This window comes from Spirosoma liriopis (assembly GCF_023196085.1).
Classification (GTDB): Bacteria; Bacteroidota; Bacteroidia; order Cytophagales; family Spirosomataceae; genus Spirosoma; species Spirosoma oryzicola.
Map to the genome: position 1 here is coordinate 468,859 of NZ_JALPRF010000003.1, position 18,919 is coordinate 487,777.

Consider the following 18,919-nt stretch of genomic DNA (forward strand, 5'->3'; position numbering starts at 1 on the left):
TTCAGGTGGTGATAGATTTTCGTTACGGCCCGCACTAGCCATGTTTGTGTCGTTTACCACAAAACTAACGACGACTGATGAACCGCATTGGATTAATCGCTTTACTCGGCATTACGCTCCACTTGCCACTGTTTGGCCAGACCCTTACGCCGGAGCAGCTACAGGCTGATTTTACCCGTTTTCGAACCGCCCTGGCGGAGGTGCATCCCGAAATGTACCGCTATACACCCAAGGCCACGTTCGATTCGCTTTTTACCGCAACGGAGGCCCGGCTCAACCGGCCCATGAGCCAGCAGGAATTCTACGTGACGATGGTGCCCCTGCTGGTTGCCCTGCGCGATGGACACATAAAATGGATTGTCGCGGGCCGGGATGAACATTATCCGTTTGCTACCGATAAGCTGTTTCCGCTGAAGCTTTATTTCCTTGGTCAGAAGGCGTGGGTTGTCGGAAATTACGGCGCAGACACCGTTCCTGCCGGAGCCGAGATTCGGTCGATCAATGGCCAGTCGATTGCCGCTATTATTGAAAAGCTCTTACCCATGATGACGTTTGCTGACGGTAATCGCATCGGTGGGAAATACGAAGACTTAAATCAAAACTTCTCCGGTTTTTACGCGACGTTTATAGGAGCACCCGACGCATTCACGGTAGTTTACAAAACGGGTGATGAAGAAAAAACAGTCATCGTATCGCCCGTTGCCGAAGTAACGATCAAGGACTACGTTGCGAAAAAGAAGCCGGTTGCGCAAAAGCCGTTTCGCCTTTCCTTCGCCAATCCGCAAACTGCGGTAATGACCATTGAGCGCTTCTGGTCCGATAAAACCGACCCTGATTTCAAGGCTTTTCTAAAAGAGTCCTTTCGGGCGATCAAGCAGAACGGGGTGCAAAAGCTGGTGCTTGATCTGCGCAGCAACGAAGGAGGGGAGGAGTCGTGGGGGATCAGGCTGGCTTCTTATCTGACCGATAAACCGTTTCGCTATTATGACCACATCAGCGTGCGACAAAAGAAAAAATACTCGTTTCCGGTCTGGACATCAACCTTGTACAAAAAATTCCGGTGGCTCGCCATACGAAAACGGGGTGATGGCTATGTGTTTACCCTACAGCGCGGACTCCGGCAGCAGAAGCCGAACCGTGACGCGTATCGGGGTAAAGTATACGTGCTGATCAATGGAGCCAGTTTTTCGGTCACCACTGAATTAGCCGCTCATCTGCACGCCAACCGGAAGCAACGCGCGGGTGAGGTTGTGTTCGTCGGGCAGGAAACCGGCGGAGGGTACAACCTCGACGTTAGCGGTCTCTTCGCCATTACGCAATTGCCCAATTCAAAAATCGATCTGGGCATTGGCATGTTTGGTTTCAACATGGCAAACAGTACAGAGTCCCCGCACGCGGATCGCGGAGTTATCCCCGACCAGTTGATCGAGCCCACCATTACCGATATCCTGAACGGCTACGACCGCACACTCGATTACGTACTACGAATCAGTCAACCAGAAAAATCGGCGCTCAGCCGGACGGATACAAAGTAAGTCGCTGGTTTGCAAAAGAATCGGCCAGGAGCGTTTCCTGGCCGATTCTTGGACTTTTAGGTGAATAGTTACGTCTTCGAGCTAACGTTCATTGTGTCAATTAATTAGAAGATACTCTTTATTATACAAACTCTATAGTATATTTATGGTTTAAAGTACTATACCTTCCCTATTTAAGGAAAATGGCTACTCTTAAACGAACCAACGTTAGCAGGACCAATTCTAAATGTACAAAAATCTTTGCGGTCGAAGATAACGATGATCACTGGACGCTTATTCAGCGGGCCATCCAGCAAGTGATACCCGAAGCGGACACGATACGGGCTTCGTCGCAGCAGGAAGCCTCGGGTTATCTGGAGGATTGGGCCGTTCAGGAGTGGGACATGCCCAATTTGGTTCTGCTGGATCTGTACATTCCAGAACGCACCGGCGGATTGCAGTTACTTGAACAGGTTCGTGCCATGCCTGTACCCTGCAAGTGGGTTCCCGTCATTGTTTTCAGTAGCTCCACGGTTCAGGACGATATTCTGGACTTGTACGAAAAAGGCTGTTCATCGTACATCGTCAAACCACTTGACTACGGCGATTGGCTTCTTTACTTCCAGCATTTGCGTACGTACTGGTGGGGGACATCTACACTGCCCCCCACCCGTATGCTAATCTAATTCGTTGTCCGGTATGTCGATAATTGGCAACGCAACGGTTTGCAACCAGAACTGCCCGATTCGCTCGGCGACGGCTACCAACGTCGCGGGCTGGTCGGGCAGTGCAATTACTGAGTTTGCGTAGCGCTCGTATCCTTCCGCAATGGCGTTGTGATTCGTTGGGGTGATCAGCAACACCGGAATCCGACTACAGTTTGGTAATTCTTTCAGCCTCCGGAGTGCGTGCAACCGTTCCGCTCTGGCTTTTCGGGCGTCCATCAAAATAAGCGCCGGTCGCTCGTGGGCGGGTAGATCGGCCAGCATTTCTGGCAAAAGGGTACCATGCCGCATGGCGTGTAGAATGAACCGGGGCCATTTCGTTTCAATAATGTGTTTGAACGCCTGAGCGTCGTCGGTCTCGTCTGTAACTAGCAGGATGGAGGCCTGGACTTGTTGAGCCGTTGACGTAGTGGCAGCGCTGTTGGCAACGTGTTCTCGGTCAGAGATCTCGTTGTCAAGGAAAGGTTGCAGGACTTCGGCTACCTGCTGCCAGCGTCGGCGGCTAACCGGCAATTCAACCCCGTTTTCCAGTTGAACCGCTCCCGGCATCCGGCGGCTCGGCGGGCTTTGCAGGCTTTTCACGCAAACCGGATTGATCAATGCCGTTTTATGAACGCGCACAAAGCCAGTTAATAAGGTGTGTAGATAGCTGAGCGATTTGGCCAGCATTTTTTTCTCGCCATTCCGAAAGTAAAGCCAGGAGTAGTTGTTTGCTCCCGCCAGATGCGAAATGAGAGCCGGTTCCTGAAGGGCTGGTTTAACTGTGCTCATAGGATAGAGGAAGCTGTCGAATTGATTGATTCACTACTGTTTACTACGTCCAGAAATACGCTGTTCCATTCATCGACAAAGCGGTCCAGGCCAAAGCGACGCTGGGCGAGGGCTCGGGCATTATCACCGAGTTTCTTGGCCTCATCGGGATTGTCGAGCAGGTACTGCATCCGGTCGGCCAACTCATCGATATTAGCCGACACGAAACCATGCACCCCATTCTCGATGACGGTCGGCAACTCGGTTGTTGCCAGGGCAATGATAGGCATTCCGATGGTCATGGCTTCGATAACGGCCAGCGGCAAACTGCTGTAGCGCATCGGGCTGAACAGAAAGCGGTACTCGGCTACGCGCTTATGCAGGTTGCGATAATGGATTTCACCAATGCCGCCAATGTCCTGCGCTTTCATGCCCGCAACGGTCAGAGGTACACGTTTTCGCAGTTGCTCGTATAAGTCGAAGCCCGCCATTCGACCCCGCCTTTGTAACTCATTGACGACAATAATGCCTTCGTCGCGTCTCCCTTCGTACCGGAGCGCCGGGTCAATGGCGACGCTATGTTCAACAACGCGGGTCGGCGTCTGGCCGTTGTCCCACATAAGCTGGTTGTAATACGTAACGTGAACGAGTGTTGCGTTGGGGTCATCGGCGGCTGGATGGCGGGAGTTGGTTGGGTGCGGTTCGGGTGTGTTGTGTTCCAGATAAATCACCGGTAACTGCTGTTGTTCAGGCGAAAGAATGTCGAACCGGTCAACCTGGTAGTTCTTGGGTGTCTGGCAAATAATCAGGTCTAAATCAAGGTTTTGCACCTGGTCGGCGGGAACTTCGCGCACGTAGTCGGGCATGGTCGAATCAAGACCCCGTCCTGCGTAACCCTCACCGCCTTCGGGGCGGGTAGGGACGTACCAATTGTGTTGCGTAGACGTAATAGCGGTTAAATAAGCACCGTGAATGTGCCAGATCAGAATATTGAGTTGTCGCATTAAAAAAGAGTGTCTATTGGGGCCGTAACGTGGTTAAGCTGACGAATGTTTAGGGCGATCTAAAACTCGCCTGTTTCAAGGGTGATGGGCGCCGAATCCTCACAAATTGAACATAAACGGTCCGTCATGTTAGCCATTCCCAAACCTTCTCCAGAACGGAACGTTTGCCTACTCAGAAGTAAGTAAAGAGTAAGCGGGTTTTCCTCTAACCCAGACATGAAACGATAATTTTATGACCTCACGCATTGCATTAATTTCTGATCATGCCTCGCCCCTGGCTACCATTGGGGGCATTGATGCAGGCGGTCAGAACATTGCTGTAGCCGAACTAGCGAAGGAGCTGGCCCGGTTGGGTTATTGGGTAGACGTCTTTACCCGGCTTGATTCGCCTTCGGTGCCCGATGTTGTTCACTGGCAGCCGCGCGTTCGGGTTATTCACGTAGCAGCTGGCCCGCCCAAGTACATTCCTAAAGAGCATTTGCTTCCGGTGATGGACGATTTTGCGGAGAAGATGGCCCAGTTTATTCAACGGGAGAATAGCACGTACCGGGTTATTCACGCTCACTTCTTTATGTCGGGGGTTGTAGCAATGCGCCTTCGGCAACTGCTTGGTATCCCTTTCGTTATAACGTTTCATGCGTTGGGAGCCGTCAGGCAATTGTGTCAGGGGACTAAGGACGGATTTCCCGCTGAACGAACGGCCATTGAAAAGCAGCTCGTGCAGAAAGCCAGTGGCGTCGTAGCACTTTGCCCGCAGGATGCCGCCGATCTGCAAACCCTGTACGGTGCCAACCCCGCCAAGCTGACGATTATTCCGAACGGCTATAATCCAACCGATTTCTTCCCGCTGGATCAGGGGCTGGCGCGCGCCAGTGCCGGACTCGACCCCGAAGAACCGGTTATTCTTCAACTGGGGCGGCTTGTTCCGCGAAAAGGAATCGATAATGTCGTACGCGCGCTGGCCGTATTACCGCCGATCAACGGTCGGAAAGCCCGGCTGCTTGTTGTGGGTGGGGAAAGCGCTACGCCCGACCCGGTACTGACCCCGGAGATTGGCCGGTTGCAACAACTCGCCACCAGTTTAGGAGTCGCGGATCAAGTGACGTTTATAGGTAGCCGTGCGCGCTCCCAATTGCGTACGTACTACAGTGCCGCCGATGTTTTTGTGACTACACCCTGGTATGAGCCGTTTGGTATTACGCCCCTGGAATCGATGGCCTGCGGTACGCCCGTTGTAGGTTCGTCGGTTGGGGGAATCAAACATACCGTTATTCCGGGTGTGACGGGGTACCTGGTGCCGCCGGAAAGTCCCAAGCTGTTGGCCGATCAACTGGCGGTTGTGCTTGGTAATGAGAACCTGCGTCAACGCATGGGCAAAGCGGCCGTTAAACACGTACAGGCGGGCTACACCTGGAAGCATGTGGCCCAGCAAACGGCCGATCTGTATGATCTGGTCTGTACAGGTCGCACCCGCGTCGGCATCCGAATGAAGGCTGCTCATTAAGCGGACTACCTGAAACAATGAACAAAGCGATTTTTTGGGATAAAGATGGGACACTGATACCGGATATTCCGTACAACGTAAATCCAGAACGGATTAGCCTTTACGCTGATGTACAAGCCAATCTAAACAGGTTGCAGACCGCCGGTTTCAGGCAGTTTATCGTTTCAAATCAAGCCGGAGTTGCGTACGGATTGTTTGACGAAGCGGCTTTAACACCCGTTTGGAAACGGCTCTCGACGCTACTGGCTTCCGTCGGCGTTCATCTGGACGGCGTTTACTACTGTCCCCATCACCCCGGAGGAAAGGTTGACGAATACGCAAAAGCCTGTGCTTGTCGCAAGCCGGAACCCGGTATGTTGCTGAAGGCAGCGCAAGACCATGCCATCAACTTAAGCGAATCGTGGATGATTGGCGATATCCTGAACGATGTGGAAGCTGGGAATCGGGCGGGGTGCCGAACCGTACTCGTTGACCGGGGCAACGAAACCGAGTGGCTCGACGGCCCCAACAGAACCCCGACGGCTGTCGTAAACAGCATTGAGGAAGCCGCTGATTTCATCCTGGACTACCATGACTAAAACCGCTATCGATCCAATACTTACTCAGGAAACACACTGGCCGGACGGACTTCGGATTCTGTGCGTTCGACCGGACAATCTTGGCGACGTACTGATGACAACGCCCGCCTTTCGGGCCATGAAAGAAACTTGGCCCGCCTGCCATCTGACGTTGCTTACGTCATCGGCGGGCGCGGCTGTTGCGCAATACATTGATGAACTGGACGCGGTCATTACGTTCGATGTGCCCTGGGTGGCGGGTCGGTCAGGTACGCCAAAGGCGGTGTCAGACGTAGCCGATAGACTGCGAGCCGGTCATTATGATGCGGCTGTCGTGTTTACGGTACAAAGTCAGAATCCGCTGCCAGCCGCGATGTTGTGTTACCTGGCCGGTATTCCGAATGTGCTGGGCTATTGCCGCGAAAACCCGTATCAGTTGCTTACGCATTGGGTACCCGACACGGAGATTTTGGTGGCAACGCGTCATGAAGTCGAACGGCAGTTGGCCTTGGTTGAATCGGTGGGGTGTCGTACGAGTCAGCAACAGCTTTCCCTGCGAATCGCCGAAGCGGACCGGCTCCTGGCCCGACAAGCGTTGGTAAGGGCTGGTGTCGATACGGACCGGCCCTGGCTGGTTGTGCATCCGGGAGCAAGTGAAGAAAAACGGCGCTATCCGCTTGACTGCTTTATCGAAGCGGCCGACCTGCTTATCCGGGAGCACGCCTATCAACTGGTACTGACGGGTACAGCGAACGAGCGCCCCCTGGCCGAAACCTTTCGGCAACAACTGGGTGAGAAAGCCGTGAATCTGGCGGGAGAACTGCCACTTAGCCAGTTTATGGGGCTACTCGCCGACGCGCCTTTGCTGCTGTCTAACAATACCGGGCCGGTGCACATTGCGGCTGCGCTGCAAACCCCGGTCGTCGTGCTGTACGCCAAAACGAATCCACAGCACACCCCCTGGCAGGTTCCCAGCCGTGTTCTGTACTTTGATGTTCCCCAGTCATTGCGCTCGCGTAACGTACTGCTTCAACAATTTCCCCAACCGGCACAGCCCGTCGCTTCACCAGCGGCTATTGTTCAGGCCGTGCGCGCGTTGTCGATTGTCTATAATCCATAGTACTTGGCAGCGTCGCTGTCGCAAACCCTCAAACTACAACCATAAACGCACAACCAGCATGTACACATTAGGCATCAACGCGGTATTTCACGATTCTGCGGCCACGCTCGTTAAGGACGGAGTTGTCCTAGCCGCGGCCGAGGAAGAACGGTTTTCCCGGATCAAGCACGGCAAACGACCCATCCCGTTCTCGACCTATGAGATACCTTACAATGCCATTGATTTCTGCCTGAAAACGGCGAAAATTACCCTTGCCGACATTGATCATATTGCCTATTCGTTTGATCCTGAATTAATCCTTGGTAGCCGCGCAGGAAGCAACACCGTTGAGATTCCCCTGAATCCCGCTGGCGTGGCCGCTCTTGCCACCACGGGTGAAAATCCGTACGAAGGCTTATTTTTATCGGCTATCCTGAATGCACCGGGGCATCTGGTCGATGGAGTTCCGCATCACCTGACCGAACGTTTCCGGGGAGCGACCGTCGATGGACCGTACCAATGGCATTACGTCAATCACCATCTGGCGCACGCAGCCAGCGCCTTCTTGCCGAGTCCCTACGAGCGGGCGGCTGTATTGGTACTGGATGGTCGGGGGGAGGTCGCGACGACAAGCTACTGGCTGGGCGAAGGCAATACCATGACCAAGCTGGGTGAGGTTAACCTGCCGCACTCGCTCGGGTTGCTGTATGAGCAGATGACGACGTACCTCGGTTTTCTGCATTCGTCCGACGAGTACAAGGTGATGGCCGTGGCATCTTACGGCGATCCGGTGTATGCCGATTATTTCCGGAGCCTGATTCATCTGGATGGGCAGGGCGGTTACACCATTGACCCGCTACGACTCAACGAAACGTTCGGCCCGGCCCGGCAACGGGGCGGCCCGCTCGAAAAACGCCATTTCGACATTGCTCACTCGGTTCAGCTGGTACTCGAAGAAACCGTCTTGCAGCTGATCACGTGGCTGCATAAGCAAACCGGTGCGGATAGCCTGTGCATGGCCGGCGGGGTGGCGCTCAACTGCGTGATGAACGCTCAGCTGCGCGATCGGGGACCGTTCAAAAACATCTGGGTACAGCCAGCGGCTGGCGATGCCGGAACAGCCCTCGGGGCAGCGATGTGGATCGATGCACAGGAAAGCAAGCGCCCGGATCGGCGGTACCGCATGGATCACGCGTATCTCGGGCCGAACTACACGGATGATGACATTGAAACGTTTCTGAACTGGTCGAAACTGCCGTACCGCCGTCTGGCAAATCCCGCACAGGATGTCGCTGCGTATCTGGCCGAAGGGCACGTGATTGGCTGGTTTCAGCAAGGCATGGAGTTTGGTCCCCGCGCGTTGGGTGCCCGGTCAATACTGGCCCCGCCGTTCCCGGCCCAGATGCAGGCTCGACTCAATGACCTGAAAGACCGCGAGGATTTCCGACCGGTGGCTCCGGTTGTGCTGGAAGAAGCCGCCGACACGTATTTCCTCAACGCGCGCCAGTCGCCGTTTATGCTGTTCGTGAATCAGGTGCGCCCCGAACGAGTAGCCGACATTCCGGCCGTAACGCATACCGACCGGACGGCCCGGATTCAGACGGTTAACGAACAACAAAACAAGCCATACTACGATTTGATCCGCGAATTTGGGAACCTGACGGGCGTGCCGGTGCTGGTTAACACCTCATTCAACACACGGGGCGAACCGGTCGTTTGTTCACCCCGCGACGCGGTTGAGTCGTTCTGGACGTCTCCGCTGGATGCGTTGGTCATCGGCTCGTTTATGCTCGAAAAAAAGCCCGCTATCCGGCAAGATGAAGCCGCTGTTGCTCTGGAAGAAACCGATGTTCAGCGAGGATAACATATCTGAAATGATGGAACCCTTAATCACCGTTGTTGTGCCAACTTACCGCCGACCGGATCTGTTGCGCAAGTGTCTGCTGGCTTTAGCGCAGCAACAACTGGAGCGTAGTCTCTTTCGCGTTGTGGTGGTGGATGATGGAAACGAAGCCCAGACAGCTCAGGCAGTGCAGGGCATTGTTGGGCAGACAGGCCTACCGATTCAGTACCTTGGTCAGCCGGTGCGTCGGGGTCCGGCAGCAGCCCGGAACCGGGGTTGGCAATCGGCGCAGACGGCGTACATTGCCTTTACGGACGACGATTGCCTGCCGCAACCGGCCTGGCTTACAACCGGGTTGCTTGCCCTGCAACGCGGGGCGCAGGTGATCACAGGCCGGGTAAAAATACCGTTGCCCGATCAGCCAACCGCCCACGACCGCACAACCGCTCTGCTCGAAACCGCCGAGTTTGTCACGGCCAATCTATTTTGCCGCCGGTCGGCGCTGGCACGGGTTGGTGGCTTCGACGAAGCGTTCGACATTGCCTGGCGGGAAGACAGTGATTTGCAGTTTAAATTGCTGGAAGCGAATATTTCGATTAGTACGTGCCCCGAGGCTGTAATCGTTCACCCGATTCGGTCAGCACCCTGGTACGCGAGTCTGCGCGACGAGCGAAAAAATCGGTACGACGCGCTGCTTTACAAACGACATCCGGTTTTGTTTCGTCAGCGTATTCCGGCGTATCGGTCGCTCGTCATGCAGTACTATGCATTCGTCATAACGTTTGTGGCGGGTTTGCTAGCGCTTGCCCTTGGCCATACGAGTGTTGCCCTTGGCGTATTCGCCATCTGGCTGCTGCTGACAATAACGATTATTAGCCGACAACTGCCTGATTCTCCACTGAAGTGGGAAAACCTCAGAACGGCCATTCTGACCGGCGTATCTAAGCCATTTCTGTCAATTTACTGGCGGCTTTACGGGGCGTTTCGGTATAAAACCTGGTATTGGTAGATGGACAAGCTAACCGCGTATTTGGGCCATCGCCCCCGCACCATTGCGATCTTCCGGGCGATCAAACTGGGTGATCTGCTGTGCGCTGTACCCGCGTTCCGGGCTTTACGAGCGGCCTACCCGGAGGCCCATATTGCGCTGATTAGCCTACCCTGGGCGGAGGAATTTGCGGCCTGTTACCCACAGTATGTTGACGAGTTTATCGCTTTCCCCGGCTGGCCCGGCTTGCCCGAGCAACCCGTTGACCCTGAGAAAACGGTTGCTTTTCTGCAAGCAATGCAGGACCGAAAATGGGACGTTATGGTGCAGATGCAGGGGAACGGAACGCTGGTGAATGCCATGCTTGGTTTGTGCGGAGCGACTGTTCTAGCGGGTTATTATTTGCCCGATGTTTCGAGTGAGCAGTGGGCGGCCGACAAGGGATTATTTCAGCCTTACCCGGAGAAAAAACATGAGGTACTGCGGCATGTAGGACTGATGAATTTTTTAGGCATTGAAACACAGGGTGATGCGTTAGAGCCGCCCCATCCCGCCATTGGAAGCCCTGAAATAAAGCTGTTTTCAGCGCAGTCTAAGGGATTTGTTCAGGAATACGTCTGTATTCACGCGGGAGGCATCTCCGGGCGTCGCTGGCCCGAAGTCAAGTTCGCAGCTGTGGCCGATGCGTTGGCCGAACAGGGATACGCCGTTGTGCTAACAGGAACGAAGGCCGAAGAACCCATCATCGAGGCCGTTCGGCGGCTGATGAAACACCCGGCGATCTCGCTAGCGGGGCAAACGAATTTAGCCAGTCTAACCGGTCTGCTCAAAAAAGCAGCTTTGGTCGTCAGCAACGACACGGGCGTAGCTCATCTGGCCGTAGCCTGCCAAACGCCCAGCGTCGTGGTGTTTACATCGGCTGATCCTGCCGAGTGGGGGCCGTTGAATACCGACAGGCACCGGATCGTGCTGGAAGCTGACCCCGACAGTGTACAACTCGTTATCCAGGAGGCAACGCATTTACTGAAAGAATTAAAAACAGACTTGCTTCTGTAGACGAGGATTTAGACCGGTAATCGGTCGGCTGTTCAGTAAAAAAATAGCGGCAAAAACCTGCTTTCTGCCAACGGAAAAACGCGACGATTTTGCGCACGAATTCAGAAATCACCCGATAAATTTTTTAATTATTCGGTGTTAAAAAACAGAAATAAAAACCCTGGGCCGTTGCCTTAATTTTTCATCATTTTTCTGAGCAAAAGTCTACTAAATCTATTAATAGTATGGTCTCGTAAAAAGGCTTTTTCATTAATCCAATTTATCCTTTGTTATGGAAAAACTCAACGAAGTTCAATCCAAAAAAACTACACCAACCATCCCGGCCATTCCATCGGTCGAGCGCCGAATGTTCATGCGGCAACTCGGTTTAGTTTCGGCTACCACAGCCGCTTTTCTTGCTTCCTGTACCCGTGAAGTAACTGACGAGTCCATCAATCCAAAGACCGGCCGTTCGGGAGCACGGGTTGGCGCGTCTATCCTGCCAGACGGTACCGTTGATCTGGGTTCTGGCGACATTGGTATTTCCAACCTGGCTTTCATGCTGGACCAACTTGAAACGGCTTTCTACGGAACGGCCGTCGAAAAAGCCTACGGCATCAGCCAGGAAGATCGTAAAGTGCTGGCGGAACTGCACGACCACGAACTGGTTCACCGCGAATTCTTCCGGGGTATACTGACAAACAATGGCATACCGGATCTGGAGTTTGATTTCAGCGGCATCAATTTCGGGGATCGCTACGCCATTTTCGACGCTGCCCAGAAGTTTGAAGATGTTGGTGTGGCTGCTTTTAATGGGGCAGGGCCACTTATCCAGGACGTGGAAGTGCTGAAGATTGCCGGTAAAATGGTGTCTATCGAAGCGCGTCATGCAACGTTAGCCCGGTACATGATCCGGCCCAAAACCTACTTCTCGCTGGGTCACGAACTGATCGATGCACAGGGCCGCGACTGGGCTTTGTCGGCTCAGGAGGTAATGATGAAAGCACAACCGTTTATCAAACAAAAAATTAGTGTCGCCAACCTTCCTAAATAACCCAACTCTCGTATGAACCTGTTCAACATTTTATCTGACATTGAGAAACGTGATGCTGAAGCGTACGAACGAGTTGAGTTTACGCGTCGCAATTTATTAAAGAAAACAGCGGTTGCCGCTGTTGGTACCACGGGGTTTCTGGCAACAACGCTCAACAAAGCGTTTGCCGCCGATAGCGAAGTTGTCGATGTGCTCAACTTTGCCTTGACGCTGGAATACCTGGAGGCCGAATTTTACGAAATGGGTCTGTCGAAAGGGGGGCTGATTCCAGAAGCCGACCGCATGGTATTTATGAAGATTGGCGAGCACGAAAAACAGCACGTCGAATTTCTGAAATCGGCCCTGGGTGGCAGCGCCGTAGGCAAACCAACGTTCGACTTCACGGCTGGCGGTAAGTTTGCCGATGTGTTTTCTAATTACGCAACTTTCCTGGTGTTGTCACAGTCGTTCGAGGATCTAGGGGTACGCGCTTACAAAGGGCAGGCTCCTCGTCTCAAAGGCAATCAGGACGTTCTGTTGTCAGCGTTAAAAATTCACTCGGTCGAAGCGCGCCATGCCGCCGATGTACGCCTGATTCGTGGCCTGCGAGTATGGGCTTCGGAACAAGAAACGGGCGGTGCACCCGCTGCGGTTTATGAAGGCGAAAACAACATTCGTCAGCACGATCTGGTTGACTTGATCTCGGTTACCGCTCCCCGACTACTTGTCAAAGACGGTTCTCCAGAGATGGTTGCCGAGAAAATCGTTCGGGAAGCGTTTGATGAACCCCTGACGAAGGAAAAAGTCCTGGCTATTGCAGGACCGTTCATTAAATAAACTCTAGTTATCAATAAAGTAAGGGGTCAGTTTAGGCGAAATGTCGCTTAAACTGACCCCTTACTTTTGCGTTACTTTCGTAAGTTCTCCTGACGGAGTGAAAAACCGATTGCCGTTAATCAATGGTCCGTGTTCCACTGTATACGGTCACGCTACAAGGAGAGAGACGGACCAATTGACTGGCCTGCACCTGATCGGGTAACAACGCTTCTGACGAAACGCCGTCTTCCTGCCATTGTCCTTCTTTAGAATCCAGTAATTTCTGCCAGGCATTGACCCAGCCGGGTAAGGTGTAGTCAATCGCTTCGTCGGAAAGATTGAATAGGCAAGCGAGGTGTTGTAGGCCATCTTCCGTTTGTCGGTGTAGCACGAATCCGGCCTGGTTCAAAACGGTGACCCGAACGCTGCTTTTGTCCATGTGTTGGAGGGGAGCCAGCGAACGACGCAGCTGAATCAAGGTTTGGTGCCATTTCAGCATGAGTCGATGCTTCCCTTTTGTGCGATCGCTCCACTGGATTTTTGATTTGGTAAACGTTGCTTCGTCGTCGGGTTCGGGGAACTCCTCGCCATCATTAAACGACCCGAATTCTTCCTTTCTGCCTTCCCGTATGGCTTTGATCAGCTCCTGATCGGAATGACTGATAAAGTAATAGAATGGCGTTTTGTCGGCATATTCTTCGCCCATGAACAACAAGGGAACATAGGGGGAAAGAAGTATGGCGGCTGCGGCAATTTTCTGCCGGTCAAAATTCACCAGATTCGACAGGCGTTCCTTACCGGTGAGGTTGCCTACCTGATCGTGGTTGAGATTAAAAACCACGTATCGCTCCGCCGGTACACCCGCCGAAGAGCGGCCAAATTGTCGCTTTCGGGAAGGGGCATACTCTCCGGTAAAGACAAATCCGTCCGTATACGCTTTCGCCAGCTGTTCCATACGCCCAAAATCGACGTATCGTTTTTGGGCATCTTTGTAGATCAGCACAAAAAACGAATGGTGAAAATCGTCGAGCCATTGCGCGTTGAATCCGTGACCACCCAACGCCGGGGGTGTAACAACTTTCGGGCTGTTGAGATCTGATTCGGCCACAATATACAGCGAACGACCGAGCCGCTGCTCCAGTTGGCTTACCCGGTCATGCATCAACTCCCATATGGATACGGCACTCATGTCGAATACTTCATGGGTAGCGTCCAATCTTAGGCCGTCAATGTGGTACTGTTCCAGCCAGAACAGCGCGTTGTTGGCAAAGAAATTGCGTACACCATCGGCCCATACCCCATCAAAGTTCAACGCATCACCCCAGGGCGTACAGTATTTGCTAGTAAAGTAAGGGCCAAACTGACTGAAGTGATTGCCTTCAGGACCCATGTGGTTGTACACTACATCCAGAAACACAGCAATGCCACGGGCGTGGCAGGCATCGACGAGCTTTTTAAGACCCTCCGGTCCACCGTACGAATGTTGAACGGAATACGGATACACGCCGTCGTAGCCCCAGTTCCGTCCGCCGGGAAACTGGCAGACCGGCATGAGTTCGAGCGCGTTGATGCCGACCTCGGCCAAGTCATCCAGCCGCTCAATAATGGCTTCGAAAGTACCTTCGGGCGTAAACGTGCCCACATGTAATTCGTAGAAAATAAGGTCACGGAACGGCAATCCCCGCCAGGCTTGATCGTGCCATTGGTAGGCCGACTGATCGATTACCTCGGAAGGCCCGTGTACATCCTCCGGCTGAAAATGAGAGGCTGGATCGGGGTATTCGTGCTCATCATCCAACTTGTAAAAATAGCGGGTACCCGGTTTCGCCGACGCTACGTCCAGTTGAAAATACCCCAGACCTTTAGGCTGCATCGGCAACTCTTGCTCCGTTGGGTGCACGATATGCAGGGTAACGCTTTCTTTTTCGGGAGCCCATACCGTAAATACACAGTTACCGTTTCCGGTATACGTTGCGCCAATCGTCTTCATGTAGTGATTGCAATAATTAGTCTAATCGAATTAACAGGCCATCGTCCCCGCCCAAACTGATTGAGTTGGTCACTCGGTTACCTTCCCACTCCGGAGCCGTAGCGAGTACAACGACGCCGTTGATTGATGAATCGTTTAGTGTTAGGTAACAGGGACGGTGGCTTAAATTGAGCAGTACGAGAAAACGAGGCTGCCCGTCGAACTGACGCATGTACCCAAGGACCTGCTCGCTGGCGTACACCGGCACGTAATCACCAACCATCAGCGAGGGTTCCTGCTGCCGGAGTTTGATGAGTCGTTTGTAGAACGAAAGCATCGAGTAGGGGTCCTGCTGCTGACGCTCGACGTTTTCCCGCGAAAAATTTCGGGCCAGCCGAAGCCAGGGCTTCCCTTCCGTAAATCCGGCGTTTGGGCTGTCGTCCCATTGCATGGGTGTTCGGACTGGGTCGCGGCTCAGATTTTTGTCGGGCATGTTCAACCCCTGGGGGTCCTGCACCTCATCGAACGGAATCGGAACATCCTGCATTCCGATTTCTTCCCCGTAGTAGATCGTGGGGGTACCGCGTAAGGTCAATAGCATCAGCGCGGCTACCCGAGCCTGTTCTCTACCTATGCGGCTGGTTATCCGGGGCTGATCGTGGTTGCCAAGTACCCAGTTCGGCCAGCCGTTGGCGGGCAAAAGGCCTTCATACTGGTCGATGGCGGTAGCTAGCTGACGGGCTTCCCAGGGCAGCGTCAATAGCTGAAAATTGAACGGAAGGTGAGCACCCTTGCCATCAATACCGTAGTAGGTAACGAGTTGGTGGATAGGGAGATAGATTTCGCCGATCAGCAACCGGTCGGTGTAGCCATCCAGAACGTGCCGCATCTGCCTGACTAGGTCGTGTACCTCCGGTTGATCGGTAGAGTAGACTGGCAGCAATTGATCGTAGGTAGCCATGTGCGGCTGGTAGTCAGGGTTGACCGGGTTGTCGCGCAGGTTTTTGTCTTTGATAAGATGCCACATAACATCCACCCGAAACCCATCAACGCCTTTGTCTAGCCAAAAGCGCATTACGTTCAACATCGCTTCCTGCACTTCCGGATTTCGCCAGTTTAGATCGGGCTGTTCCTTCAGAAAAGCGTGGTAATAAAATTGCCCCGTTGTTTCGTCCCATTCCCAGGCGTTGCCACCAAACACACTTAGCCAGTTGTTGGGTGGAGAGCCGTCGGGAAGTTTATCCTGCCAGATGTACCAATCCCGCTTTGGGTTGTCGCGCGACGAGCGGGACTCCAGAAACCAGGGATGCTGATCGGACGTATGGTTTGGCACCAGATCCAGAATCAGTTTCATGCCGCGCTGGTGGATTGCTTCGATTAACGCATCAAAATCGTTGAGTGATCCGAACAGCGGGTGTACACCTTGATAGTCAGCGATGTCGTACCCGAAGTCAGCCATTGGCGACGGATAAATGGGAGATAGCCAGACGGCTGTAATGCCTAGCGCTGAGAGATAATTCAGTCGTTGCAAAACCCCCTGAAGATCACCAATGCCATCGCCATTGCTATCCTGGAACGACCGGGGGTAAATTTGATAAATAATTCCTTCCTGCCACCATACGTATCTAGTCAGGCCTTCGTTCATCATATCGTTCCGTATTGTAGAGTAGTTTTTCCGCAGGTAGTTGATCTGCTCACTTTATAGAAGGCAGTTAAACACCTTACCAGGGTATAACCTCGTGAATGAGCATAAGGGTTATTCCAACGCTGAAATAAACGGTGTAGTAGGGGACGCGTTATAGAAGCACAGCGATTGGTGCGCGATTTTCAGCTCAGAGAATCAGGCTATGGGACAGTGGTCTTTGTGACTCGAATCGAAAACAGTCACTCGTGACGACCAGAAAAAATACGTACTTTCTTAATTGGTTAAAGCGTTACTCTACGCTTAAGAAAGAAGAAGCCAGCGTAGGAGTAGAGGAGAATCGCTGCCGTTTCAAAGGTGGCTTCCAGATAACTTGTTGTATACACGCCTGTTTGAAAATCCTGTATCCAATCGATCAGCGCAGCACAGTAGCCGAACAAACAAAGGATACTGCTGATAACGACGGCAAGAATAAGCAAGGATTGGCGCATACTTTTGTGCTGTTTAATGAATTGCTGGACGGTGTTATGATAGACAAATTATTTGCCAAGCCGTTTCAGTACAAACCGTGCGTATGAATACACGCGCAAAAACCTGGTTAATCAGGACTTTACTTACTCTTTAGATAGTTGTCGCTAAAAAAATTAGGTAGTTTTATCAGGTGAGTAGCTGTGCACTATGAGGTGAAATATCCACAGGTTGAGCAAATTAGGATACAGCGCACAGCTAACGGATACAGACGAGAAAATAGACCGGTTCTTAATAGTGTCAGTCTATTTTCAAGATCAGTAAGCTACATAACGAGATAGACATGGTATATACGTCTTTGTCGATTCATTTGGATTCAGCGTCACGTAAATTCATAGATGTTCCAGACTACGGCCAATTCAGCGCATGTTGCGGTTAGCGACTAGCGACAGGGTCCAAGATCTGCTGCACCGCCTTGGTCGATACTTTCGTACCAGTTTTAGCCGCCTGAAAAATTGCTTCAATCAGTTGAACATCGCGCATACCCATCTCGCCGGGTACGGTAGTCGGTTTATCGTTTAGGACACATTCGGCAAAAGCATCCATTTGTCGAGCCTGCTGCGGTACATTTTCTATGTTCATCTTGCCTTGACTAGTTTGCCCTTTAAGGCCATCATATTGGTAAGCGGGGTCGAGTTCGAACCAACCCTTGGCCGCTTCGGCGCGTAATTTATTGTACTGATCGTTGTAGCTGGTTCGGCATTCGGCAACGGTACCATCCGCAAAGTGGAGTTGAAAATCGACGCCTTCCTCTACTTTCGCAAACTTTTTAGGGTCGGTTATCGGGTGGTATTTGGCGGTTACGGCAATGGGTACCTGTCCTTTGGTGTAAATGGCCCCTTGCAGACAGTAAATGCCGACATCGCGTAACGGCCCACCGCCACCTACACCACCGCCAAGACGCCAGGGTGTATCATTCTCCTGTTTCTGCGCATTTTGGGCAATGATTTTGTTTACCTTACCAAAAACTTCTTTCTGGCCTAACCGCATCATTTCCTGATTATGCGGCTCAAAATGAAGCCGGTAGCCAACCGAAAGCTTCTTGTTGGCTTTTTTGCAAGCGTCGATCATCTTCTGACATTCGTCTGATGTCAGCGCCATCGGTTTTTCGCAAATAACGTGTTTACCGGCCTGTGCTGCTCGAATGACGTATTCGGCATGCATCGAGTTCGGCAATACTACGTAAACGATATCAATGTCGGGGTTGTCCGCAATTTTGTCAAACGTCTTGTAGTTATAGACGTTCTTATCGGGAATGTCGTATTTTTTCTTCCAGGTTTCGGCCTTGTCGGGTGTTCCCGTGACAATACCGGCCAGTCGGCAAAAGGTTGTTTTCTCCAGCGCTGGCGCTAATTCCCCTTCGCTGTACTTGCCCAATCCGACCAGCGCAATTCCTAGCTTGCGTTCCGAACCTGAATTGGTTGTCGTCGATGAAGCCGATTCCGCCGATGACTCGCTGCTTTTGGAACCACATCCCTGAAGCCCTGATAACGTGGTCAGACTTGGGATGACTAAGGCTGTCGCGCCAAGCTTCTGAATAAAATTCCGTCGGGAAAAAGGCATTTGTTGCATAGAACCAGTTTGTCTTACCGTGTCAAAAACAGGAGGGAAGTGCTCCCTGCTATTTCAACCATAGGTATAGTAGAATGTTTGTCGTTCGGTAGAACTCAGGCTTTTGTGCTTCTGCGGTGTCGGTTTCAACAAACCGGCAGAGCCATTGCCTCACTTATTCTGGAAATAACTTTACTTTAGACCATAAGTCCACTCAATTTTAGAGAGTTTTGTCTAGTAGTATAACTACGGCCTTTTGGTACAATTTCACTGGCTTAGCTTGCCGATGCTGTTATAGCAAAAACGGTCAGGCCTTCCTATTCACACCCATACGAGTTCGATACAACCTGAAACTATATTT

At 52.5% G+C, this 18,919-nt stretch carries 16 protein-coding genes; 10 read left to right on the top strand and 6 right to left on the bottom strand.

The features are described 5' to 3' along the window. Nucleotides 1–77 precede the first annotated feature (77 nt). On the top strand, nucleotides 78–1,535 hold the full coding sequence (locus tag M0L20_RS18800) for a S41 family peptidase (RefSeq protein ID WP_248478544.1): 1,458 nt from the start codon (nucleotides 78–80) through the stop codon (nucleotides 1,533–1,535). Between the two features lie 182 nt (nucleotides 1,536–1,717). Continuing rightward, the gene (locus M0L20_RS18805; RefSeq protein ID WP_248478545.1) at nucleotides 1,718–2,200 is read left to right on the top strand and encodes a response regulator; all 483 of its coding nucleotides are present in this window, start codon (nucleotides 1,718–1,720) and stop codon (nucleotides 2,198–2,200) included. Here the strand turns inward: M0L20_RS18805 and M0L20_RS18810 are convergent. Together M0L20_RS18810 and M0L20_RS18815 are read right to left on the bottom strand one after the other, a co-directional pair. Further along, on the bottom strand, nucleotides 2,192–3,010 hold the full coding sequence (locus tag M0L20_RS18810) for a LytTR family transcriptional regulator DNA-binding domain-containing protein (RefSeq protein WP_248478546.1): 819 nt from the start codon (nucleotides 3,008–3,010) through the stop codon (nucleotides 2,192–2,194). The genes M0L20_RS18805 and M0L20_RS18810 overlap by 9 nt on opposite strands. Continuing rightward, the gene (locus M0L20_RS18815) at nucleotides 3,007–3,993 is read right to left on the bottom strand and encodes a glycosyltransferase (protein WP_248478547.1); all 987 of its coding nucleotides are present in this window, start codon (nucleotides 3,991–3,993) and stop codon (nucleotides 3,007–3,009) included. Before M0L20_RS18815 ends, M0L20_RS18810 begins: the two co-directional genes overlap by 4 nt. Before the next feature lie 232 nt (nucleotides 3,994–4,225). Between M0L20_RS18815 and M0L20_RS18820 the strand changes: the two genes are divergently transcribed. From M0L20_RS18820 to M0L20_RS18855, 8 genes are all read left to right on the top strand, one after another. Further along, entirely contained in the window at nucleotides 4,226–5,497 is a 1,272-nt protein-coding gene (locus M0L20_RS18820) for a glycosyltransferase family 4 protein (protein ID WP_248478548.1), read from the top strand. 17 nt (nucleotides 5,498–5,514) lie between these two features. Further along, entirely contained in the window at nucleotides 5,515–6,075 is a 561-nt protein-coding gene (locus tag M0L20_RS18825) for a D-glycero-alpha-D-manno-heptose-1,7-bisphosphate 7-phosphatase (protein ID WP_248478549.1), read from the top strand. After that, entirely contained in the window at nucleotides 6,068–7,174 is a 1,107-nt protein-coding gene (gene waaF, locus M0L20_RS18830) for a lipopolysaccharide heptosyltransferase II (protein WP_248478550.1), read from the top strand. Before M0L20_RS18825 ends, waaF begins: the two co-directional genes overlap by 8 nt. Nucleotides 7,175–7,232: 58 nt before the next feature. Further along, nucleotides 7,233–9,017, top strand: coding sequence for a carbamoyltransferase family protein (locus M0L20_RS18835; protein ID WP_248478551.1), 1,785 nt, complete (start codon nucleotides 7,233–7,235; stop codon nucleotides 9,015–9,017). 10 nt (nucleotides 9,018–9,027) lie between these two features. Next, nucleotides 9,028–10,005: a glycosyltransferase family 2 protein gene (locus M0L20_RS18840; protein WP_354004223.1), complete on the top strand. Its 978-nt coding sequence runs from the start codon at nucleotides 9,028–9,030 to the stop codon at nucleotides 10,003–10,005. Continuing rightward, nucleotides 10,006–11,040: a glycosyltransferase family 9 protein gene (locus M0L20_RS18845; RefSeq protein WP_248478552.1), complete on the top strand. Its 1,035-nt coding sequence runs from the start codon at nucleotides 10,006–10,008 to the stop codon at nucleotides 11,038–11,040. Between the two features lie 271 nt (nucleotides 11,041–11,311). Further along, entirely contained in the window at nucleotides 11,312–12,073 is a 762-nt protein-coding gene (locus M0L20_RS18850) for a ferritin-like domain-containing protein (RefSeq protein WP_232562741.1), read from the top strand. Nucleotides 12,074–12,085: 12 nt separating this feature from the next. After that, nucleotides 12,086–12,889 (top strand): ferritin-like domain-containing protein, encoded by an 804-nt coding sequence (locus M0L20_RS18855; RefSeq protein WP_248478553.1) that lies wholly within the window; start codon nucleotides 12,086–12,088, stop codon nucleotides 12,887–12,889. A 115-nt stretch (nucleotides 12,890–13,004) separates the two neighbouring features. Here M0L20_RS18855 and treZ read toward each other — a convergent pair whose 3' ends face one another. The 4 genes from treZ to M0L20_RS18875 all read right to left on the bottom strand — a co-directional run bounded on the left by treZ (nucleotide 13,005) and on the right by M0L20_RS18875 (nucleotide 18,579). Then, nucleotides 13,005–14,858, bottom strand: a complete 1,854-nt coding sequence (gene treZ / locus M0L20_RS18860) for a malto-oligosyltrehalose trehalohydrolase (RefSeq protein ID WP_248478554.1) — start codon at nucleotides 14,856–14,858, stop codon at nucleotides 13,005–13,007. 16 nt (nucleotides 14,859–14,874) lie between these two features. After that, entirely contained in the window at nucleotides 14,875–16,485 is a 1,611-nt protein-coding gene (locus tag M0L20_RS18865) for an alpha-amylase family glycosyl hydrolase (RefSeq protein WP_354004224.1), read from the bottom strand. Between the two features lie 278 nt (nucleotides 16,486–16,763). Continuing rightward, nucleotides 16,764–16,970: a hypothetical protein gene (locus M0L20_RS18870; protein ID WP_232562744.1), complete on the bottom strand. Its 207-nt coding sequence runs from the start codon at nucleotides 16,968–16,970 to the stop codon at nucleotides 16,764–16,766. 412 nt (nucleotides 16,971–17,382) lie between these two features. After that, nucleotides 17,383–18,579 (bottom strand): Gfo/Idh/MocA family protein, encoded by a 1,197-nt coding sequence (locus M0L20_RS18875; protein ID WP_248478555.1) that lies wholly within the window; start codon nucleotides 18,577–18,579, stop codon nucleotides 17,383–17,385. Between the last annotated feature and the right edge of the window lie 340 nt (nucleotides 18,580–18,919).